This is a genomic window from Massilia scottii, assembly GCF_030846495.1.
Taxonomy (GTDB): Bacteria; Pseudomonadota; Gammaproteobacteria; order Burkholderiales; family Burkholderiaceae_D; genus Telluria_A; species Telluria_A violaceinigra.
This window is the reverse complement of sequence record NZ_JAVCWM010000005.1, coordinates 333,520-352,531: the sequence shown is the minus strand read 5'-3', so window position 1 is coordinate 352,531 and position 19,012 is coordinate 333,520. Positions and strand designations below refer to the sequence as shown.

Sequence of the window (19,012 nt, the reverse complement as noted above, 5' to 3'; positions counted from 1 at the left end):
ACGCCGTCACGGCGCTTGCGGCGGCGCCGCAATGGCCGCGACGAACTCCTCGAATTTGCCGTTCGCACTGCGCGCGATGGCGTCCACCCGCTGCGCCGTGACGTTCACGCCGGGCGGCAAGCGCTGCGCCACCTGCGCCGTGAGCCGGCTTTCTTCCTCGGGCGAGAGCGCACTGTGGCTGACATAGCGGATCTGCACCTGGTCGAGCGCGCTCTGGAGCACCTGGCGCTGGACGATGCGCGGGCCGCCGCTGCCTGCGCCGGTGGCACTGTCGCGAAAGCCGAAGGTGGGCCAGTAGCGTTTTGCGTCGGCCGTCACCAGCATGTTGCGGGTCCGTCCGAGGATGCGCGAGAGCACCGGCAGGCCGCGCCCGCAGGGGCAGGGCGGGCCGGCTTCGGCCATGTCGCCCAGTTCGTAACGGATCAGCGGCATCGCAAAATTCAGCAAGCCGGTCACCACCACGCGTCCGATGGCGCCCGGCGCGCAGGCCTTGCCATCGTCGTCCAGCACTTCGAGCAGGACGTTTTCGGACTGCACATGATAGTGGCCGCTGTGCGGACAGCGGATGGCGAGGTAGCCGAATTCCTCGGATGAATAGGTGTCGTTGACCGGCACGCCCCACGCTTCGCGGCAGGCGTCGCGCACCTGCGCATCGAGCGGCTCGCCGAAGGTGCGCACCTCGCGCAGGCCCGGCAAGCGCACGCCTTGCTGGCGCGCCAGGCTGGCCAGTTGCAGGGCGAGCGAGGGATAGGTCAGCAGATAGCCGGGCGCGCGCTCGACCAGCCATGCCAGCTGGGCCTCGACATCCACGCTGACCGGGCACAGATAGGCCGCGCCGGTGTGGAACATGCGGGTCGGCATGCCCCAGTTGTCGGCCTCGTCGGCCTCGCCGCGGCGGATGATGCACAGCGTTTGCAGCAGGTCGCGCCGGTGCCAGGCATGGTCGCGCAAGGTCAGCGCTTCCCATATCAGCTGGTTCAGGTAGGTCTTGCGAAAGCGCACCGGGGTACCGGTGGAGCCGGAACTGCTGCCGTCGGCGAGCGGGCCATGTTCGGACGGCACCGCGCCGCTTTGCAGCTGCGCAAACTGCGCCTGCAGGTCGCGCCGGGACAAGGATGGCAAGCGCGCAAAGTCGTGCGCAGTGACGGGCGCGCCGTCGCACCATTGCGCGAGCAGGCCGGGCGGCCAGTGCCCGCGGTACCAGGGGACGGTCAGCGCGGCATGCCGCACGACCTGCCCCAGCTGGACCGACTGGCGCGCCGCGATATCGCGCGGGGCCAGCCATTGTTCGGTTTCCATCTGGCGGAACAGGGAGTAGACCAGGCTGCCCCGTACATCCGGGACAGCCGGCCACTCGATGCCGCTCAAACTGCTTTTCAAACGCCATGCGGGTACGTCGTTCGACATCGGTCTCCTTGTGTCAGGGTCGAGGCGCCGCTCAGAACTGCTTGCGCAGTTTCAGCGACACGCTTTGCGCGCGGTAGCCGCGATGCGCTTCAGCGTCGTAGCGCGCCGTCAGTTCGGTGCTGCCGGCCCGCAGCAGCGTCACGCCGGCGCCGGCGCGCGCAAACAGCGGCTTGGGATCGATGCCGCTGGTGGTGAAGGCTGGTCCGCCACCGGCAAAGGTCGCCACGACCGCGGTTTGCTCGGCCAGGAAATCATAGCCGAACCCGAGGTTGCCCGAGAACGTCAATTCCTTCGATGGCGAATGATTGAACCTGACGTCGCCGTACAGGATGAACTGCTTGGCGCGCTGGCTGTTGACCAGCAAGTTCAGGGCGCCGGCACCGGTTTCGGCGTAGGCCTTGTTCTTGACGGTGGTGTAGTCCAGGCGCATCGATGGCGTCAGATTGGTTTGCTCGCTCAGGCGCAGCACGCGGGCGATGCCGCTGCCCGCATGCAGGCTCATGCCGCGGTAGTCGCTGCTTGCCATGCGCGTCAGGCCGCCAAAACTGATGAGCCGGCGGCCCTCGGTCTTGTTGGTGCCCAGGTCGAGCTGCCAGCTGATGTCGGTATCGGCGTCCAGGTTGTGGCTGCCGTAGGTCATCAGTTGCAGCAGGTCGATATCGGCCGTCTGCGCGCTCACGCCGGTGCCGTCCAGACTGGTCCTGGCATAGGTCACCGCGAAGCCGACCCGGTCGGCGCTGCTGACCACGCCGTCCGCTCCGACGATCAGGCCGCCGCTGTCGGCCTCGTAGCCGGGGGCGCCATTGCGTTCGCTCTGGCGTGCCCAGGATCCGAACGGCTTGGCCCACATTGCGCGCTCGCTGCCGTAGCCGTCGCCGGCCGACAGGCCGCGGTTCGATTCGATGCGCGCCTGCACCACGCGGTCGGTCAGGTTCATGGTACGGGCCAGCGCGGCGGCGGTGCCGCCGGCTGCCAGCGGCACGGTCTGGCCGACGGCATCGGACACTTCTTGCGCGGTCGACAGCTTGCCCAGCGCGGTGATGACCTGGCCCATGTCGCCGCCGGTGCTGTTGGCGATCAGGGTGTCGAACACGCGCGCCGCGCCGCCTCCCGACGAATTGCCGGTGGCCACGATGGCCGAGATGGCGGTGTTGGCCGGTGGCGGCGGCGTGATCGGCGGCGTCGGCGTCGGTACCGGTGTCGGGACCGGCGTCGGCACTGGCGTCGGGACCGGCACTGGCGTCGGGACCGGCGTGGGGACCGGCGTCGGCACTGGCACCGGTGTCGGCACTGGCACCGGAACAGGGGTCGGCACTGGCACCGGCGTGGGAACAGGCACCGGCACCGGTGTCGGCACAGGCACCGGTACCGGCGTCGGGACCGGTGTTGGCACGGGAACCGGGACCGGTGTCGGCACCGGCGTGGGAGTCGGCACCGGAGTCGGGGTCGGGGTCGGCACTGGCGTTGGTGTAGGCACCGGTGTCGGCGTCGGCGTTGGCGTTGGTGTTGGCGTCGGGGTTGGTGTTGGTGTTGGCGTCGGGGTTGGCGTTGGCGTTGGCGCCGAGGCAATCACCAGATCGACCGACTTGCCGTTTTTCACGCCAGTCAGGTTGAACAGGAAGCTGTTGTCGGTCACCGGAATGGTGACCGCAGTGGTCAGCGTGTCGCCGGCCTTGATCACATCGGCCAGGATGGTGCCGTTGGCTAGGACCGGCGCGCCGGTGACGTCGACATCGATGTTGCTGCTGGCGGACAGGTCGACATTGCCGGTCACGTTCAGTTTGCCGTAGGTCGTGGCGTTGGTCAGACCGGTGCGGAAAATGCCGCCGGCAGGCTGGACATAGTCGCCCGTCAGCGAGACGGTATGGCCGGCCGCGACCGACAGGATGCCGCTGTTGCTCATGGTCGTCGCGCCGATGTTGAGCGCACTGGTCGAACGCAGGGTACTGCCCGCGCCGATATTCATCTGGCTCAAGCCGGCAAAGTCGCCGCCGGCCGTCATCGACCCGGTATTGAGCGCACCGGTGCCGATATTGACCACGCTGCCAGTGCCGCCGGTGACGGTGCCGGTCACGCTGGCGGTGCTGCCCAGGACGGTCAGGGTATTGATGCCGAGCGCGACTGCCCCAGTCAGGCTGCCCTGGTTGGTGACGGTAAACGCGCTGCCGCTGTTGGTGAAGTTGAGCGCATTGGCGCCGCTGATGATGCCGGTGCCGCTGTTCAGGATGCCGCCGTCGAGAACGCTCGTGCCCGTGATTGCGATGCCGTTGTTGGTGCCGCTGATCGTGCCATCGTTGGTGATGCCGCCATGCACTTCCCCGTTGGGCACGGTGATGCCGATATCGGTGGCGGTGATGCTGGCGCCGACCTGGTTGACGATGCCGCCGGCCACGATGTTGGCGCCGCTGCCGACGTACACGCCGCGCGCGCCGTTCAGGGCGCCGTTGTTGGAGATCCCGTTCGCCACGCTGGTGCCGCTGCCATCGAGATGGATACTGTTGCCGTTGGCGCTGTTGATGATGCCGGTGAAGTTGTTGCTGATGTCGTCCGCCGTGGCGCCGCCCATCAGGTGGATGCCGGCGCCGCCGGTGCTGGCGATCGTGCCGCCGTTGACGATCGCGCCGCTGACCTGGGTATTACTCAAGGAAATCGAATCGCCGCCGCTGGTGATCGTGCCCGCGTTGACGATCTTGCCGGTGATGGTGGTCCCGTTGTACGCCACGATGCCGCCTTCGGCGCCGTCCAGCAGGCCGCGGTTGGTGATGTCGCCGGTGATCTGCGAAATGTTCAGATCGATCCCGCGGCCGCCATGCGTCTCGGCGCCGAGATCGTTCAGGATGCCGCCACCGCTGATGGTGCTCGTCTGCAAGCCGATGGCGTGGGTGGCGCTGAGGATGCCGGCATTGACGATGCCGCCGCTGACGGTGGAGTTGCTCGAATAGATCGCGAGGAAGCCGCCGTTGATGGTGCCCGACGCGGTATTTTCGATCTGGCCGACCGTGGAACTGCCTTGTACCGTCAGGGCATTGGAATTGGCGCTGCCCAGCGTGCCGCTATTGCTGATCTTGCCGCTGACGGTGCTCGCGACCAGCGACAGCGCCGGGCTGCCGCCCTGGGTGTCGATGGTGCCGCTGTTGAGGATATCGCCGGTGACGGTGGCGGTCGACATGGCGATGCCGCGCGCGTTTTGCCCTGGCGTACGGCCGATGTGTCCCTGGTTCACAATGCTGGCGCCGATCTGGGACCCGCTGATGTTGAGCGCGGCGAAGCCGCCGGCCGCGCTGATGTCGCCGCCGGCGGCGTTGGTGATGCCGCCCTGCAAAGTACTGTTGATGATATTGATCGCGGTGCCGTTGACGGTGCTGATCACGCCGGCCGGGCCGTTGCTGATGGCGCCGGCGACGGTGGCGCCGTTCAGGCGGATGCCTTCCTCGGTCACGCCGCCCCACGGCCCGGTGGAGGCGATGGTGCCGGTATTGGTGATGCCGCCGGTGAGCGTGCCTTCGATGTTGAGCGCGACCGCGACCGGGTTGATGGTGCCGGCATTGGTGATGGCGCCGGCGCTGACGCCGGGAGCGAGTTGCACGCCATTGTTTGGCGTGTTGGCCAGCGGCACGGTGATCACCCCGGTGGCAGTGACGTCGAGGCTCTCGCCGGCGCCGATCGTGCAGGTGTTATCGATGGTGATATTGTCCACCGTAATGATGCCGCCGCTGGCAGCCGGACAAGGGTTGCCGATCGCCGACGCGTTGGCCATCAGCAGGCAGGCACCGGCGACCAGTACCGCCATTTGTTTTTTTTGAAAATTGAGATTCGCCATGAGATGAGTTCCCCGGTTCAGGTGCGCAACAGGATGTGGAGGCGCCCTGCAAAGAACTCGCGCGCGCCCGATGAATCAAGGCTTCACTTGATTTATCTCAAGTGGCGCTGATCCCTATGTGCCTTGAATATAGCGAAACACTATTTTTATGTAAATGATGTTTCGCTCTGCACATAACGGAATCTGATTGTGTAACAACACATTGACCGAAGTACGGCCGATAGCGGTTCAGATCCAGTATTCGGTCAGCCGTGCCGCCCATTCCTTGAGGCGGTCGGACCACGGGCGGTCGCGCCATTGTTCGAGGGTGATCTCCTTGGAGTCGCGCATATCTTCCGCGAACGCGCTTTCCATGTCGGTGCCGAAGCCGGCGTCGAGCACCACCACGTTCAATTCGTAATTGTGCAGAAAACTGCGGCGGTCGATATTGGCCGAGCCGACGGTCGACCAGGTGCCGTCGATCACCGCCGTCTTGGCATGCAGAATCGCCACCTGCAACTGGTGAATCTTGACGCCGTTCCTGAGCAGCTCATCGTAAAACGCGCGCCCCGCATGGAACACCAGGCCGTGATCGGTCACCCCCGGCAGCACCAGGCGCACGTCCACGCCGCGCCTGGCGGCCGCGCACAGGGCATCGACGAACTGGCGGTCCGGCACGAAATAGGCCGAGGTGATGTGCACCGATTTCTTCGCTTCCTGGATCGCCAGCATGAACGACTTGTAAATCTCCGACTCGCGCTCGGGATCGGTGGCCAGCACGCGCACGATCTTGTCGCCCACCGGCGCCAGCGGCGGGAAATACTCGCGCTCGGGCAATTCGCCGGCATCCTGGTTGACCCAGGCATCGATGAAGTGATACTGCAGCGAGGCCACCGCCGGGCCCTCGATCTTGATGTGGGTATCGCGCCAGCCGACCTTCTTGCTGTCGGTCGTGTCCGGCTTGCGCTTGGAGCGGAAAAAGGAACTGTTGGCGTAGGTACTGCTGATGTTGATGCCGCCCGTGAACGCGACCTTGCCGTCGACCACCATCAGCTTGCGGTGGTCGCGGTTGTTCAGCTCCCATTTGCCGACCCGGGCCGCCGGATTGACCGGGTTGAAGGCAACCATGGCAATGCCGGCCTGCTTCATGCGCTCGAAGAATTCCTTGGGCGTGGCCAGGGTGCCGACGCTGTCGTACAGCACATTGACGGTGACGCCCTGTTTCTGCTTTTCGATCAGCACGTCGGCAAACTGCATGCCGATCTCATCCTGGTCGAAAATATAGGTTTCCAGGTTGATCGAGGTTTTGGCGTTGCTGGCGGCGGCCATCATTTCCTTCATGGTGGCCGGGCCGTCGAACAGCAGGGTGACCTTGTTGCCCGCCACCAGCGGCACGCCGGTGGCCGCTTCTTCCAGCACCGCCAGCGCCTTCATGTCCGGCGTGGCCTTGGCCCAGCGCCGCGCCAGCAGGTCGGCGGCTTTTTTCTTGTCCATCCGGCCCTTGCCGGTGGCCACCGTCGGGGTGGCGCGCGCCGCCGGGGCGTCCGCCAGCGCGTCCATCGAGGGCAGCGCGGTGCAGGAGGCCAGGCCGAGCGCAAGGGCCAGGACGGCCAGCCAGGCAGCGACACGTGGTTTTGTCATTTTGATCCCCTAATTGGTACGGCTTCGAGCGGCTCCGACGGCATGTCCTTGGGCCCGATGAAAAAATCGATGGGGGCGGCCAGGAATCGCCGTCCGAGTGCTTTCAACAGAAGAATACCGTGTTCGAAGTGAATCTTGCGCGCGCGAAGCGCAACTAAGAGTGCTAAACCGAAACTTACCACGAGATTGACCGTGCCGATCGATAAAAATCCGCCGATCGAGGTCAGCGCCACTTCCCAGCTCATATTGTGGTCGAGCGCCACCAGGGCGGTGGCGAAGTTGGCGGACGAGAAAGTGACGTGGCGGATGTCGAGCGGCAGGCCGAACAGGAAACCGAGGGTGCCGATGGTGCCGAGCAGGATGCCGAAATACAGGTTGCCCATCAGGCTGCCCAGGTTGTTTTCGATGTACAGCGACAGGCGGCGCAGGCGCTCCGGCCCCAGCAGGCGGCCCAGGCCGCGCAGCTGGTAGACGCGCTGCGCCATGCGGGTGTACAGCGCCTTGTTGTCGAAGTAGCCAGAGATCAGGCCGGCCACGAACAGGCACACGCCGGCAATGGCGGCGTAGAACAGGGCCAGGCTGTGGATCGGGTCGATGTCGTGCAGCAGGTGCATGGCCTTGTCGGGCGTGACCAGGTGGTGGCCGGTGGCGTAGCGGTAGCCCATGGCGATCAGCCAGGCGGTCGGAATGGCGGTGGCCAGGTTGCCCAGCACGGCGAAGCACTGGGTGCGGAACACCTTGTTGATGAGCGCGGCCATGCTGTCGAGGTCGATATTGCGCCCATCCTTGCTCGACAGGCCGGCGGCGATGCGCGAGGCGGTCATGGCCGGCTGCTTGGTGGCCACGGTGAAATGCAGCACGTGGATCAGCATGAAGCCGAGCGAGTAATTCAGGCTGAACAAAAACGCTTCGACCAGCGGCGCGGCGCGCAGGGTGCCCAGCAAAATCTTGAACAGCGCCATGAAGCCGACGATGAGGCCGGCCCCGGCCGAGGACAGGAACATGCCGCCCAGCTGGGCGCGGGTGTCGGCGATGTAGTGTTCGCCGGTGCGGCTGGCGTTTTCGGTGACGTTGCGGGCCAAGAGGTCGATATTGTCGGCGAACAGGTCGCGCACCGTGTATTTGTTATTGTGCGCTTCGACCAGTTCCTGCGCCAGGGCGATGGCGCCGGCGCGGCGCAGGCTGGTCGGCGGGGCGTAGTCGGGGGTGGCGTCGTTGGCCAGCGTTGCCAGGTCGACGCTGGGGGCGGCCGGCAAGTGGCCGCTGACGTCGACCAGGAACAGCAGCTTGCGCAGGCGGTCGATGCTCTGGGTCAGGGCCAGCAGCAAATAGGTGAGGGCGACGCTGGTGCCGTGGCTGAGCGCATTCTTGCGGATCTTGGCCACCACGCTGTCGCACTGGTCGAGCATGACCAGCAGATGGCGCGCGTCGTCCATGCCGCTCGCTTCGCCGCACAGCAGGCGCGCGTAGCCGTCGAGGTAGTTGTTGACCTCGATGTTTTGCATCAGGAATGGCGAATCGAAGTTTTCGATGTCGGCGTGGCTGCCGATCAGGCGCGGCTCGAAGCCGAGCGCGCACACGCGGCAGGACAGGGTGCGGATCGCTTCGAGCATGCCGAGCGCGGTGGTGCGGCGCGCGTTGGCCGGGCTGGCGTGCGGCGCGGGCGTGGCGTTGGACACCACGTCGAACAGTTCCAGCCAGTCGGCGGCCGGCACGGTGCGAATCCAGCGGTAATCGGTTTTCACGTACAGCACCTGGTCGATGGCGTCGCTCAGGTACACATTGCCCAGCGCGGGCGGCAGGAAACGGTAGGAAATGCGGCGCTTCAGTTCGGTGAAGAAGCCATCGTTGGACAGCACGCCGATGTCGGTGTACAGGCTGGCGTGGCGGCGGCTGTCGAGCAGGCGCGTGATGTAGCTGCGCAGGGCGGAAGCCTGGGCGGGATTGCCCCTCAGTAGCTGGCACAGGGTGCGCACCCGGTCGGTGCTGGTGGCCATGTCGGCGCGCCGCCGCGGGCGCAGTTTGTCGACCAGGTCGACCAGGATATCAATGCGGTCGCTATGGGGGTCGAGTCGTTCTAAGGTTGAAAGCATGAAAAATAGCCGGAGCAACAGATACTAAAGACGTAGTGTACGTTGATGACGCCCAGAAACTTTGTACGCTAGCGAACACACGGCTTGGGACGCGCTCAATCGGGGCACATGGTGTATTTCTTTTCCTGGACACGGTCGTTGACTCGCTCAGTGTTCTTCAGATAAGTAATGCAGTACGTTCCCAAGGCGGTCCTGATTTTGTATTTGCGTCCGCCCGCATCGGCATTGCCGGTGGTAATTTCCTCGACTTCGGCCTTTTCAAACAGGGTGGGCGCGCGCCGGGCCGACTGGATGCCGGCGATCAGGCGCTTCTGGGGCGAATCGTCGGGCACGCTGAACTTGTTGAGCGATTGCTTGCGCAAGTCCTTGTCGATCCTGGCCAGGTCGGCCATCGCCCGCTTGCGGATGGCGTCGGCACCGCCGGATGGCGCGGCCGGGGCGGGCTCGGCGAAGGGGTCGGGCGGCACCACGGTCATCGCCGGCGCCTCGGCCTCGGGAGGGGGAGCAAGAGGGGACACTCGGCCCGGTGCGGGGGCATCCGGGCGCTGGCGCGCGGCGCGCAGCGGCGCGGCCGTCAGGCTGGCTGCCGGCCTGGCAGACGTCGCGGGCGGGCTCGGGACGGGCCTGGCGGCGATGGCCTCGATCCACTGGATACGCGGGCCACTGTCATCCTCGCGGTCCGGGGCTTTCTCGCGCGTATGGCGCCAGGCCAGCAGCAGGGCCGCATGCAGGCCGAGCACGAGGACGATGGCGATCCAGCGCGTGGGAAGCCGGGAAACAAGCGGATCAGGGGGCATGGTTCATCTGGATGAAGTTGGTGAATTGAACTGCGTTAAGTTAAATGTATTCTTGCAACATTCTCAATGCTAACAGTTCAGGCCGGCTTATTGCCGGGCCCGTGGTGGAGCACCACCTCTAAGTTCGGTTAAACTGGAACGCAGAACAATGACTGAGGGGCAAGTATGTATCTGACTTATTTCAAAGGGCAATGGGCCGAAGGTAATGTGCCGCTGTTCGGCGCGATGGACCATAGCGTGTGGCTGGGTTCGTCCGTATTCGATGGCGCGCGCGCCATCCGCGGCCAGTTGCCCGATCTGCGCCTGCATTTGCAGCGCGTGATTCACTCGGCCGAGCGGCTCGGCTTGCAGTGTCCGCTGACGGTGGACGAGATGGAAGCGCTGGTGCGCGAAGGGGTGGGCAAGTTTCCGCTTGACGCCGAGCTGTATGTGCGCCCGCTGGTGTTCGGCGCCGAGGGTTTCCTGGTGCCGGTGCCCGAGAAGAGCGGTTTCGCGCTGACCCTGTTCGATGCGCCGATGCCGCCGTTCACCGGTTTTTCGGCCTGCCTGTCGAGCCTGTGCCGGCCGGACGCCAGCATGGCGCCGACCGATGCCAAGGCCTCGGCCCTGTACGCCAACACCACGCGCGCGATCCGCGAAGCGAGTGCGCGCGGATTCGACAATGCGGTGGTGGTCGACAGCGACGGCAATGTGGGCGAGTTCGCGACCTCGAACCTGTTCCTGGTCACGCCCGAGGGCAAGGTGGTGACGCCGGTGCCGAACGGTACCTTCCTGGCCGGCATCACGCGCGCCCGGGTGATCGGGCTTTTGGCCGAGGCCGGCGTGGCGGTGGAAGAACGCAGCGTGCACCCGGACGAGCTGCTGACGGCGCTGGAAATTTTCAACACCGGCAACTACGGCAAGGTCACCCCGTGCATCCGCTACGAAGGGCGCACGCTGGCCATCGGGCCGGTGGCGACCCTGGCGCGCGAGCGCTACCTGGCGTTCTCGGGCGCGGCGTAAAGCGCGGCGTCAAACGCTGGCAGGCGCGCCGCCGGACGCCTTGCGGACGCCTTATTTGCCGGCGGCCGGCTTGGGAACCGGCTTGGTGTCGACCGGCTTGACGTCGCCGCAGTTGGCGCCCAAATACTTGCCCGTCGATTCCATGGTCATGTTTCCCATGGCGCCGGCGGCGCTGGACGTCATCGTCACGGTCGAGCTATACGAATCGGCCTGGTACGAAATCTTGCCCTCGCCGGACGCCTGCGGGTTGACGCAGGTGTAGGAGAAGCTTTGGGTGCCGCCCACCAATGGCCCCTTCTTGTGGGTGCAGTTGCCGTTGAGCTGGCCAAGATGGTTGCCGGCCGAATCGTCGATCATTTTCTGGGTGATGCACATCTTGACGGTGACGCTGCCGTCGTCGTTGAGCTTGAAGTTCGGCGCGCCGGAGTTGCCCATGGCTTTTTCCATCGCCTTGCGCTGTTCCGGCGGCATGGACTTCATCTGTTTCTGCATCTGTGCCATGGCCTTCGCAATCTCTGCGTTTTGCGAGGTCGACTTGCTGGTGTTTTCCCAGAGACCGGGCTTCATGTTCTGGGTGGCGGCGCTGGCGGGCGCGAGCGACAAGGTCGCGGCGGAAACGATGGCGAGGGCGGTCAGGCGAAGGCGTGGGTTCATGGTGGCTCCAGTGTGAATACGCGAGTTTATCGCGAAACGCGCACTGGATGTTGTTAATAGAACACGCAGGCGAACGGCGCGCCGCGCCGCCGCCGGTCGCCAAGCAGATCAGTTGAAGTCGTCGTCTTCGTCGTCGAGGTCGTCATCGAGTCCATCGTCGAGTTCATCGGCATTGTTCGCCGCGCTGTCGTTGCCGGCCTGGGCGTCGCCGCGCGCGCGCCAGGATGGATCCGATCCGACCGCTTCCAGCAAACCCTTGACGCGGCGTACGCGCGCGCTCTGGTTGGCGTTGGTCTGGCCGGTGGAGGTGACCGGCACTGCTGCCGGGGCGGGCGCTTCCGCGCTCCAGGATTGCAGAGAATCCAAAAAATGGGCAAAACGCTCCGTGCTCATACCGTGCTCCTGTGCGAGTGGTCAACCTGCGAAAAGTGGATACTGCCAATTGCGACGCCAATGCGGACGGCGTTCATCTCAATGCACCTGCGTGATCAAGGCGAGCAGCCGGACGTAGCCGACCACGTATGCAATGAACAGCACCAGCGCGCAGGGCAGGGCGACGGCCCAGGACTGGCGCGCATAATCGGTGCCCAGGCGCTCGCGGATGAAGCGCTCCTGGGGACTGGCCTCGGCGATATACCAGACCAGCAAGAAAATCACGTTGCTCATGCGTATGGGCGAGGACTCGCTGCACAGCAAGGAATAGTAGAAGTTGAGGATGAGCATCACCAGGCTCAGGGCGAACCACCAGCATGCGCGCACGGCGCGCCCGGGCTCGCCGAGCGCTTCCCAGTTGCGGATGATCAGGTAAGTGCCGAACAGGGGCGTGAGCAGCAGGCTCCAGCAGGCGGCGGCGTCCGGGTTCCACAGCGTGTCGCGCCGCTCGGCGCGCGCTGCCGGGTTCTCTGGGAGGGAGGTATGTGCATTCATAGGTGCAACTATCGCGTGCCTCCCACGCCGATGTATTGATCTGGCGCTAGGTTTGCGCCGACATCAGGTGCAACTGGAGATATTGCAACAGCAGGACAGTCTTGCCATCCATGATCTCGCCGCTGGCCATCATGGCCAGCGCTTCGTCGAAACCGAGTTCGAGCACGTCGATATCCTCGCCCTCGGCGGCCAGGCCGCCGCCATCGCCCACCTTGTGTTCCGGCGCGTAGGCGCCGATGAAAAAGTGCAGGCGTTCGGTCACCGACCCGGGACTCATGAACAGGTCGTATATCTTTTTCACGTCGTCAATGCGGTAACCGGTTTCTTCCTCGGCTTCCGCGCGGATGCGCTGCTCGGGGCTGGCATTGTCGAGCAGGCCGGCGGCCGCTTCGATCAGAAAACCGTGGTGGCCATTCACGAAAGCGGGGATGCGGAACTGGCGCGTGAGCAGCACGGTGCGCTGCCGGCCTTGCCCGCCTCGCCGGCGCTGGCCGACTTCAGCGCGCGCGCGCATGTCGCCCGACGCCAAGGCGGCCATCGGACGCGCCGCCGCCGCGCTGATCTGGCCGGGACAGGTGGTGTTCATCGATGGCGGCACCACGTCAGGCCACCTGGTGCGGTCACTGGCGCCGGACTTGCGCGCCACGGTGCTCACCCACAGCCCGTCGGTGGCGCTGGCGCTGCTGGGGCACGAGCAGGTGGAGGTGATCATGCTCGGCTGGCGCCTGTACCGCCACTCGGTGGTGGGGGTGGGCGCGGCCACGCTGGAAGCGATCGCCCAGGTGCGCGCCGACCTGTGTTTTTTTGGCGTGAGCAGCATCGACCCGGATGCCGGCCTGTCCACGGGCGACGTCGAGGAGGCGGCCGTCAAGCGCGCCATGTGGGGCGCGGCCGCGCGGACCGTGGTGCTGGCCTCGCCCGAAAAACTGGCGACCGCCTCGCCCTACCGCATCGCCGGCGCCGACCAGATCGCCGCGCTGGTGGTGGCGCACGGCACCGACGCGGCCTTGCTGGCGCGCTACCGCGCGCTCGGCGTGACGGTGCACGTGGCGCCGGCGTAAAAAAGCCGGCATCGCGATGCCGGCTTTTCGGGGTGTTGCAGCGGGGCTTAACCCTGGCGGTTCGGCTCGGCGACGTAGATCTCGACGCGGCGGTTGCGCGCGCGGCCGGAAGCGTCATCGTTCGAGGCGACCGGTTCGCGCTCGCCGCGGCCATCGATCATGATGCGGTTCGGCGAGACGCCGCGCGAAGCGAGGAAATCGCGCGTCTGGGCGGCGCGGTCGACCGACAGCGGCTGGTTGATGGCGTCGCCGCCGGTGCTGTCGGTGTGGCCGATGATGGTCACCGTGGTCGCAGGATTGTCCTGCAGGGTCGCGGCGAAGCGTTCCAGTACCGGACGGAAATTCGATTTGATGTCGGAACGGCCGGTGTCGAACGAGACGTCGGCAGGCACGTCGAGCTTCAGGCGGTTATCCTGGGTCTGGCTGACCTGGATGCCGGTGCCGCGCGTGGCCTGTTCCATGGCTTGCTTCTGCTGTTCCATGCGGTTCGACCAGATATTGCCGATGATCGCGCCGGCGGCGCCACCGATCAGGGCGCCCTTGCCCGCGCGTCCGCCGCTGCCGGCGGAGGCGCCAATGATCGCACCGAGGCCAGCGCCAACGCCGGCGCCGGTGGCGGTGCCGCGCTGGGTCGGTGACATGTCGGCGCAACCGGTGGCAAACATGGCGACGATGGTGATACCAATCAGGGACTTGCTCAGGTTCTTTTTCATAGTGGCTCCAAAAGTAATTAATCCGTTTCGCTGTCACACCAGGCTATGCCGGGCGCGACCGCGAAACGGATCGGACATCAGTCGATGGCCGGATCATGCGTCAGCTAGATACCTCGGCCGCTGATCAGGCGAACCAGAATCATGATGACTGCGACAACCAGCAAAATGTGGATGAAGCCGCCAATTGTATAGGAAGTGACCAAGCCAAGCAGCCACAGGATAAGAAGTACTACGGCGATTGTATAGAGCATGATATTGTCCTCGGTGGGTTTTTATAGACGACTGGTATGTCGTGATTGCAGTATGCAGAACTCTTGCATGCCGCTCCGTACGCTGGCGTACATTAAGAATAACTTTTTTGTTCGTTTCGCAAGGCTGGCAGCCATCCCAATACGCCAGCCATGCCAACCAGACCGATCAGGCAGGCCACCAGGCCGCCGGCAATCAGGAACACCACATCCTGGGCCTGCATCGTGGCGCTGCTGCCCGCCGCGACAGGTCCCGCGGCGCTGAAACCGAACAGCGTCACGATAATGCCCCAAGCTAAAATGCCGATCCAAACCATGCGGTTCATGATAATTCCTTCGTCTCTGGTGATACTGCCGCGCCTTTTGCTGCAGGCGTAAAGCCATTCTCGCGCCAGCTCATCAGGAGATCGGTTCGCTGGCACACATTGCAAAGAAGAAAACACAACGCCCCTTGCTTTTCAGCCAGGGGCGTTGTTTTTTGTACTGCTGTGCGGGATCAGGCGGCCGAGCGCAAGGTCCCGTTGACGATCTTAACGCGGTCGCCGGCGCGCCAGCCGGCGGCGCTTTGCTGATGAAAGGTGCGGGCCCCGCCATCGTCGAGGCGCACGCGGATTTCGTAGCCGCGGGTCGCTTTCAGATTGCCTTCGACCTGGTTGCCGACCACGGCGCCGCCCACCGCGCCGGCCACGGTGGCCAGCTTGCGGCCGTTGCCGCCGCCGACCTGGTTGCCCAGCAAGCCGCCGAGCAGGGCGCCGCCGGCCGCGCCCAGGCCGCTGCCTTCGGCGCGCTGCCTCACTTCACGCACCGATTCGATATTGCCGCAGTGCGCGCACCAGCCGCTTTCCTTCACCGGCTCGGCCGCTGCCAGGCGCGGTGCCGGTTTGCGTGGCTGCGCCGCATTGTCGAGGGCGGCGCGTTCGGCGGCGCGTTCGCGCGCGGCGAGGCGATCGGCCGCACGGTCACGGTCGCGTTCGCGTTCGCGGTCGCCGTCGTGGTCGAGCTCGCGCAGATCGAGCGCGGCCGGCTGGGGCGGCGTGGTGCCCTGCAGTTTGGACGCGAGCACGGCGCGGTCGATTTCGCTCAGTTCGGCCGCGGCGGGCGTGCCGCCGATGGAGGAAGGAATCCAGCCCAGGATGGCGGCCGTGCCGGTGCCGCAAAACACGATGACCGCGACCGCGGCGGCGATCAGCAGGGGATGCCGCGCGCTCGGCGCCGCGGGGGAAGTGGGAGTACTCATGGTGTTTCCTTTGGATTGAACGTGCGCTGCCGCACTGTCGGGTTGATGCAGGCCATTCTCCCGAGGATGGGGCGGTGCTTCCGTGCGTCACCGTACATACTTTGCCTATTATTGCCGTTACGCTGATTGAAATTGTTTGTAAATGTATCCGCAGTATTTACCTGGCCTTACCTATCTAATGATCGCTATCCGTTTTGACTTATGGTCGACCACACGCTTTGCCTGCCGGAGGGAGCGATGAATCACGTTTCCGCGGTAGAGCTCGACCACCCGAACGGCAACCAGTTGCTCGCCGCCCTGCCGCATAACGATCTGGCGCGTCTGTCTCCCTTGCTCGAACCGGTGCAGGTGGAAGTGGGCGAGGTCCTGTACGAGCCGGCCGAGCCGGTGCGCTTTATTTATTTTCCGCACGATAGCCTGATCTCCCTGCTGGGCGTGGCCGAAGGGCGCATGACGCTCGAAGTGGGTTTGGTCGGACGCGAAGGCATGCTGGGCGCCACTGTCGCGCTCGGGCACGACACGGCGCAGACGCGCGCCATCGTGCAGCGCGCCGGCTGCGCGAGCCGCATGGACAGCGCCAAGTTCCGCACCGAGTTCGCGCGCAATCCGGCGCTGCAGCGGGTGCTGTACCGGTATACCGACACCTTGCTGGCGCAGGCCATCCAGATCGCCGTGTGCAGCCGTTTTCACGTGCTCGAAGCACGCCTGGCGCGCTCGCTGCTCATCACGCGCGACCGCCTCAAGTCCGACAAATTCCACCTCACGCACGAATTCCTGGCCCATGCGCTGGGCGTGCGCCGGGTCGGCGTGACCAAGGCCGCCAGCGCCCTGCAGCAGCAGGGGCTGATCATCTACAGCCGCGGCAATATCGAAATCCTCGACGTGCAGGGTTTGGCCGCGGCCTCCTGCAAGTGCTACGAGATCGTCAAGGAAGCCGGCGCCAGCGCGCTGTCCACCGCGTTCGTCTGAACCGCCGGGCGGCGCCGGCCTGCGCGTCTTGCCGCTGTCGCAGTACCTGCTTGCGGCACGCCATCCATTGCCTCACCGGGGCGTGATCCGGCACATTGAAACCAACCGAGCCGAACGGGCCCTGGCAGCGGCCTCATGGCGGGCCGCTCCAGTCGGTGTCCGCGAACAGGTCGGACATGGCGGCCTGGATTTGCGCGCGGTTTCCCAGCGGCAGGCAGGACTCGTCGTTACCGATCTGGTCGACGTGGGTAGAGGTGCGAGAAAACTTGCAAACGATAGCATCCCAGTTCATCGGTCCCCCTGTGTGTTCCGCCATCGTCAGGTGGTGGAATTGACCGCGCCGGAGATGCGCGCCTTGCTCGACGCGCAGGGGCGTGAAATCATCCGTCTGCGTCGCCAGGTAGCGTGGTTTCAGCGGCAGATCTTCGGCCAGAAGAGCGAGCGTCGAATGCCCGAACCGGAAGGCGTCCAAGGCACGCTGGGCGAAGCGTTCGACGTCGTTCCCGATGACGCAGCGCCCGCCAAAAAGATCAATATCGCTGCGCACGAGCGCGAACCCAGGAGCAAAAACAGGAATCTCATCGATGGTAGCGACGACGCGGTCCTGTTCTTTGACGAGACGAAGGTGCCGGTCGAGGTCATCGCCGTTGCCAATGAGGAGACGGCAGGACTGGACGCGGCGGACTTCGAAGTGATCGGCGAAAAGGTCAGCTATCGCCCGGCCCAGCGTCCCGGCAGCTATGTCATCCTCAAGTACGTGCGCCCGGTCATCAAGCTGCGCGCTGATCAAACCCTGTCGTGCCCCTCCGCGCCGGTGGGCGTACTGGATGGTTGCCGCGCCGATGTCAGCTTCATCGCCGGGATGATCATCGACAAGTTCGCCTATCACCAGCCGCTATACCGTCAACACGTCGAACTGCAGGGGGCGGCGGCGACTCCCCGCGCACCCCACTACTGGCGACTTTTGCTGGGGTTTTCACACCAGAGCGAATTTTTACGGTCCGAACGGGATACGTACAGCCTACGGATAGCATACGAACAGGATACGGAACTGCTCAGTCCGTGTCCGTCTTGTTGGCACTGACCCTCACGCCTCCGACGTCACCGACCTGGACGGCCGAATATCCAGTCCTTGCCGGCTCGTCGGCATCTGCCCTTACGCCGCCACTACTTCGCTCGCCACATTTTCCATATTTGCACTAACACTGGAAAACTATAAAACATTACAAATATAAGCGGGATGCACGCCATTGCAATTGCTAATGGCACATTTGGAACAGACGACATGAAATATATGCCCCCTCCCCAAAAAAATGACATCAAAGCTCCCGCTGCAAGAAATTTCATTAAAGCAGCTACCAGGTCTCTCATTTGCTCGGCACCTATCGTCTATCACCAGCCCGGGTCGCTAGAAAACTGGGAGGAGCCCCCCGAATCCGGACGAAATTGCCAGCCTGGCCCTGATAGAAGGGCTGGCAGCTGACTAAATTGCTTGCCGTCTGTGTCGCCATTCCAATTGTACCGTTAGCGATTGCGTTCGCAAGTGCAGCCTTGCCCACCGAGGTCACAATTCCACCGATCCATGCCCCAGTTGCATCAGAAACCGCACCACCAACCGTATTTGCCAGCAACACTTCCCCGTTAAATGGCGCGTCGCCCCCTAATTGTTGAATTAAGTTAACTCCACCTCCGAGGACCCCTCCCACAACAGCACCAAAACACCATGGACACGATCCCGTTGGATCGTGTAACTCAGCGGATTACCGCCTACCGTCAAACAGCAGGCGTAAAAAAACCCCGTAAGCGGGGTTTTTCATCAATCAGGCAAACCGGATCATTTCGGTGGCTTGACCTGGTTGCCGATCACGCCGCCGACGGCTGCGCCGCCAACGGTGCCGACCGCGCTGCCGCCGGTCAGAACGCCACCGACCACTGCGCCGGCACCGGCGCCGATGGCCGTGTTCTTATCCTGGGCCGACATGCCTGCGCAGCCACCTAAACCGAGCGCCACCGTGACCAGTGTCGCGCTCATGACCAGTTGCTTGATTGTTTTCATCTTGAACCTCTTTGAATTGCTTGCTGCTTATTTCATGCGAATGTCGTTTTTCACCTGCTTCACACCCTTGACGTCGCGTGCGACCTTGCCGGCGGTAGCGATGCTGTCCTGGGCGGCAACGAAGCCGCTCAGCTGAACAACGCCCTTGAAGGTTTCAACGTTGATTTCAGCAACTTTCAGGGTTGGCTCGTTGAGGATGGCGGCTTTCACGCTGGTGGTGATCACGCTGTCGTCAACGTACTCGCCGACGCTTTCTTTCTTTTCGGTCGAAGCGCAGCCGACAACGGTGGTCAGCATCAGGGCGGCGAGCAGGGTCGATACGATTTTCAGGTTTTTCATGGGGTGTTCCTCTATGGTGGTGGTCTATGTTGTTATGCGTTCGGTGGTGCGTGTCGCCCAACCGATGCG

Annotated in this window: 20 protein-coding genes; 4 read left to right on the top strand and 16 right to left on the bottom strand. The window is 64.4% G+C overall.

Annotated elements, in window-relative coordinates:
- Positions 1-6: 6 nt before the first annotated feature.
- From RBA41_RS09305 to RBA41_RS09285, 5 genes are all read right to left on the bottom strand, one after another.
- Positions 7-1,407, bottom strand: a complete 1,401-nt coding sequence (locus tag RBA41_RS09305) for a phenylacetate--CoA ligase family protein (protein ID WP_306623294.1) — start codon at positions 1,405-1,407, stop codon at positions 7-9.
- 31 nt (positions 1,408-1,438) lie between these two features.
- A complete protein-coding gene (locus tag RBA41_RS09300) occupies positions 1,439-5,197 on the bottom strand; it encodes an autotransporter outer membrane beta-barrel domain-containing protein (RefSeq protein WP_306623293.1) in 3,759 nt (1,252 codons plus the stop codon).
- 258 nt (positions 5,198-5,455) lie between these two features.
- Positions 5,456-6,847 (bottom strand): cardiolipin synthase, encoded by a 1,392-nt coding sequence (cls, locus tag RBA41_RS09295; RefSeq protein WP_306623292.1) that lies wholly within the window; start codon positions 6,845-6,847, stop codon positions 5,456-5,458.
- Positions 6,844-8,940 (bottom strand): site-specific recombinase, encoded by a 2,097-nt coding sequence (locus RBA41_RS09290; RefSeq protein WP_306623291.1) that lies wholly within the window; start codon positions 8,938-8,940, stop codon positions 6,844-6,846. The genes cls and RBA41_RS09290 overlap by 4 nt, the downstream gene beginning before the upstream one ends.
- A 95-nt stretch (positions 8,941-9,035) precedes the next feature.
- A complete protein-coding gene (locus RBA41_RS09285; RefSeq protein ID WP_306623290.1) occupies positions 9,036-9,737 on the bottom strand; it encodes a hypothetical protein in 702 nt (233 codons plus the stop codon).
- Positions 9,738-9,902: 165 nt separating this feature from the next.
- On the opposite strand from RBA41_RS09285, the gene RBA41_RS09280 reads away from it, so the two are divergent.
- The gene (locus RBA41_RS09280) at positions 9,903-10,739 is read left to right on the top strand and encodes a branched-chain amino acid aminotransferase (RefSeq protein WP_306623289.1); all 837 of its coding nucleotides are present in this window, start codon (positions 9,903-9,905) and stop codon (positions 10,737-10,739) included.
- Positions 10,740-10,790: 51 nt separating this feature from the next.
- Here RBA41_RS09280 and RBA41_RS09275 read toward each other — a convergent pair whose 3' ends face one another.
- The 4 genes from RBA41_RS09275 to RBA41_RS09260 all read right to left on the bottom strand — a co-directional run bounded on the left by RBA41_RS09275 (position 10,791) and on the right by RBA41_RS09260 (position 12,834).
- Positions 10,791-11,393 (bottom strand): DUF3617 domain-containing protein, encoded by a 603-nt coding sequence (locus RBA41_RS09275; RefSeq protein ID WP_306623288.1) that lies wholly within the window; start codon positions 11,391-11,393, stop codon positions 10,791-10,793.
- Positions 11,394-11,501: 108 nt separating this feature from the next.
- Positions 11,502-11,786 (bottom strand): hypothetical protein, encoded by a 285-nt coding sequence (locus tag RBA41_RS09270; RefSeq protein WP_306623287.1) that lies wholly within the window; start codon positions 11,784-11,786, stop codon positions 11,502-11,504.
- 78 nt (positions 11,787-11,864) lie between these two features.
- Complete coding sequence (locus tag RBA41_RS09265) at positions 11,865-12,320, bottom strand: hypothetical protein (RefSeq protein WP_306623286.1); 456 nt, start codon at positions 12,318-12,320, stop codon at positions 11,865-11,867.
- 46 nt (positions 12,321-12,366) lie between these two features.
- A complete protein-coding gene (locus RBA41_RS09260; protein WP_306623285.1) occupies positions 12,367-12,834 on the bottom strand; it encodes an NUDIX hydrolase in 468 nt (155 codons plus the stop codon).
- Between RBA41_RS09260 and RBA41_RS09255 the strand changes: the two genes are divergently transcribed.
- Positions 12,833-13,381, top strand: coding sequence for a DeoR/GlpR family DNA-binding transcription regulator (locus RBA41_RS09255; RefSeq protein WP_306623284.1), 549 nt, complete (start codon positions 12,833-12,835; stop codon positions 13,379-13,381). The two genes, RBA41_RS09260 and RBA41_RS09255, sit on opposite strands and share 2 nt — an antisense overlap.
- Positions 13,382-13,428: 47 nt before the next feature.
- On the opposite strand, the gene RBA41_RS09250 is transcribed toward RBA41_RS09255, so the two are convergent.
- From RBA41_RS09250 to RBA41_RS09235, 4 genes are all read right to left on the bottom strand, one after another.
- Positions 13,429-14,094 carry a YiaD family glycine zipper/OmpA-like lipoprotein gene (locus RBA41_RS09250; protein WP_306623283.1) on the bottom strand — a complete coding sequence of 222 codons (666 nt, stop codon included), beginning with the start codon at positions 14,092-14,094 and terminating at the stop codon, positions 13,429-13,431.
- Positions 14,095-14,198: 104 nt separating this feature from the next.
- Complete coding sequence (locus RBA41_RS09245; RefSeq protein WP_103170603.1) at positions 14,199-14,345, bottom strand: lmo0937 family membrane protein; 147 nt, start codon at positions 14,343-14,345, stop codon at positions 14,199-14,201.
- A 92-nt stretch (positions 14,346-14,437) separates the two neighbouring features.
- A complete protein-coding gene (locus RBA41_RS09240) occupies positions 14,438-14,668 on the bottom strand; it encodes a hypothetical protein (protein ID WP_306623281.1) in 231 nt (76 codons plus the stop codon).
- Between the two features lie 170 nt (positions 14,669-14,838).
- The gene (locus RBA41_RS09235; RefSeq protein WP_306623280.1) at positions 14,839-15,579 is read right to left on the bottom strand and encodes a glycine zipper 2TM domain-containing protein; all 741 of its coding nucleotides are present in this window, start codon (positions 15,577-15,579) and stop codon (positions 14,839-14,841) included.
- Between the two features lie 237 nt (positions 15,580-15,816).
- Between RBA41_RS09235 and RBA41_RS09230 the strand changes: the two genes are divergently transcribed.
- On the top strand, positions 15,817-16,548 hold the full coding sequence (locus RBA41_RS09230) for a Crp/Fnr family transcriptional regulator (RefSeq protein WP_099881034.1): 732 nt from the start codon (positions 15,817-15,819) through the stop codon (positions 16,546-16,548).
- A gap of 133 nt (positions 16,549-16,681) precedes the next feature.
- Here the strand turns inward: RBA41_RS09230 and RBA41_RS09225 are convergent, their stop codons facing one another.
- On the bottom strand, positions 16,682-16,840 hold the full coding sequence (locus RBA41_RS09225; RefSeq protein ID WP_306623278.1) for a hypothetical protein: 159 nt from the start codon (positions 16,838-16,840) through the stop codon (positions 16,682-16,684).
- A 12-nt stretch (positions 16,841-16,852) separates the two neighbouring features.
- Here RBA41_RS09225 and RBA41_RS09220 point away from each other — a divergent pair, with 12 nt between their 5' ends.
- On the top strand, positions 16,853-17,632 hold the full coding sequence (locus RBA41_RS09220) for an IS66 family transposase (RefSeq protein ID WP_306623276.1): 780 nt from the start codon (positions 16,853-16,855) through the stop codon (positions 17,630-17,632).
- A 750-nt stretch (positions 17,633-18,382) separates the two neighbouring features.
- On the opposite strand, the gene RBA41_RS09215 is transcribed toward RBA41_RS09220, so the two are convergent.
- Together RBA41_RS09215 and RBA41_RS09210 are read right to left on the bottom strand one after the other, a co-directional pair.
- Positions 18,383-18,604 (bottom strand): YMGG-like glycine zipper-containing protein, encoded by a 222-nt coding sequence (locus tag RBA41_RS09215; RefSeq protein WP_099881030.1) that lies wholly within the window; start codon positions 18,602-18,604, stop codon positions 18,383-18,385.
- A 27-nt stretch (positions 18,605-18,631) separates the two neighbouring features.
- Entirely contained in the window at positions 18,632-18,943 is a 312-nt protein-coding gene (locus RBA41_RS09210) for a BON domain-containing protein (RefSeq protein WP_306623274.1), read from the bottom strand.
- Between the last annotated feature and the right edge of the window lie 69 nt (positions 18,944-19,012).

What these genes read in the sequence shown, in the direction of transcription:
- RBA41_RS09305 (WP_306623294.1), bottom strand. Translation starts at nt 1,407, where the DNA reads ATGTCGAACGACGTACCCGCATGGCGTTTGAAAAGCAGTTTGAGCGGC.
- RBA41_RS09300 (WP_306623293.1), bottom strand. Translation starts at nt 5,197, where the DNA reads ATGGCGGTACTGGTCGCCGGTGCCTGCCTGCTGATGGCCAACGCGTCG.
- cls (WP_306623292.1), bottom strand. Translation starts at nt 6,847, where the DNA reads ATGACAAAACCACGTGTCGCTGCCTGGCTGGCCGTCCTGGCCCTTGCG.
- RBA41_RS09290 (WP_306623291.1), bottom strand. Translation starts at nt 8,940, where the DNA reads ATGCTTTCAACCTTAGAACGACTCGACCCCCATAGCGACCGCATTGAT.
- RBA41_RS09285 (WP_306623290.1), bottom strand. Translation starts at nt 9,737, where the DNA reads ATGCCCCCTGATCCGCTTGTTTCCCGGCTTCCCACGCGCTGGATCGCC.
- RBA41_RS09280 (WP_306623289.1), top strand. Translation starts at nt 9,903, where the DNA reads ATGTATCTGACTTATTTCAAAGGGCAATGGGCCGAAGGTAATGTGCCG.
- RBA41_RS09275 (WP_306623288.1), bottom strand. Translation starts at nt 11,393, where the DNA reads ATGAACCCACGCCTTCGCCTGACCGCCCTCGCCATCGTTTCCGCCGCG.
- RBA41_RS09270 (WP_306623287.1), bottom strand. Translation starts at nt 11,786, where the DNA reads ATGAGCACGGAGCGTTTTGCCCATTTTTTGGATTCTCTGCAATCCTGG.
- RBA41_RS09265 (WP_306623286.1), bottom strand. Translation starts at nt 12,320, where the DNA reads ATGAATGCACATACCTCCCTCCCAGAGAACCCGGCAGCGCGCGCCGAG.
- RBA41_RS09255 (WP_306623284.1), top strand. Translation starts at nt 12,833, where the DNA reads ATGTCGCCCGACGCCAAGGCGGCCATCGGACGCGCCGCCGCCGCGCTG.
- RBA41_RS09260 (WP_306623285.1), bottom strand. Translation starts at nt 12,834, where the DNA reads ATGCGCGCGCGCGCTGAAGTCGGCCAGCGCCGGCGAGGCGGGCAAGGC.
- RBA41_RS09250 (WP_306623283.1), bottom strand. Translation starts at nt 14,094, where the DNA reads ATGAAAAAGAACCTGAGCAAGTCCCTGATTGGTATCACCATCGTCGCC.
- RBA41_RS09245 (WP_103170603.1), bottom strand. Translation starts at nt 14,345, where the DNA reads ATGCTCTATACAATCGCCGTAGTACTTCTTATCCTGTGGCTGCTTGGC.
- RBA41_RS09240 (WP_306623281.1), bottom strand. Translation starts at nt 14,668, where the DNA reads ATGAACCGCATGGTTTGGATCGGCATTTTAGCTTGGGGCATTATCGTG.
- RBA41_RS09235 (WP_306623280.1), bottom strand. Translation starts at nt 15,579, where the DNA reads ATGAGTACTCCCACTTCCCCCGCGGCGCCGAGCGCGCGGCATCCCCTG.
- RBA41_RS09230 (WP_099881034.1), top strand. Translation starts at nt 15,817, where the DNA reads ATGAATCACGTTTCCGCGGTAGAGCTCGACCACCCGAACGGCAACCAG.
- RBA41_RS09225 (WP_306623278.1), bottom strand. Translation starts at nt 16,840, where the DNA reads ATGAACTGGGATGCTATCGTTTGCAAGTTTTCTCGCACCTCTACCCAC.
- RBA41_RS09215 (WP_099881030.1), bottom strand. Translation starts at nt 18,604, where the DNA reads ATGAAAACAATCAAGCAACTGGTCATGAGCGCGACACTGGTCACGGTG.
- RBA41_RS09210 (WP_306623274.1), bottom strand. Translation starts at nt 18,943, where the DNA reads ATGAAAAACCTGAAAATCGTATCGACCCTGCTCGCCGCCCTGATGCTG.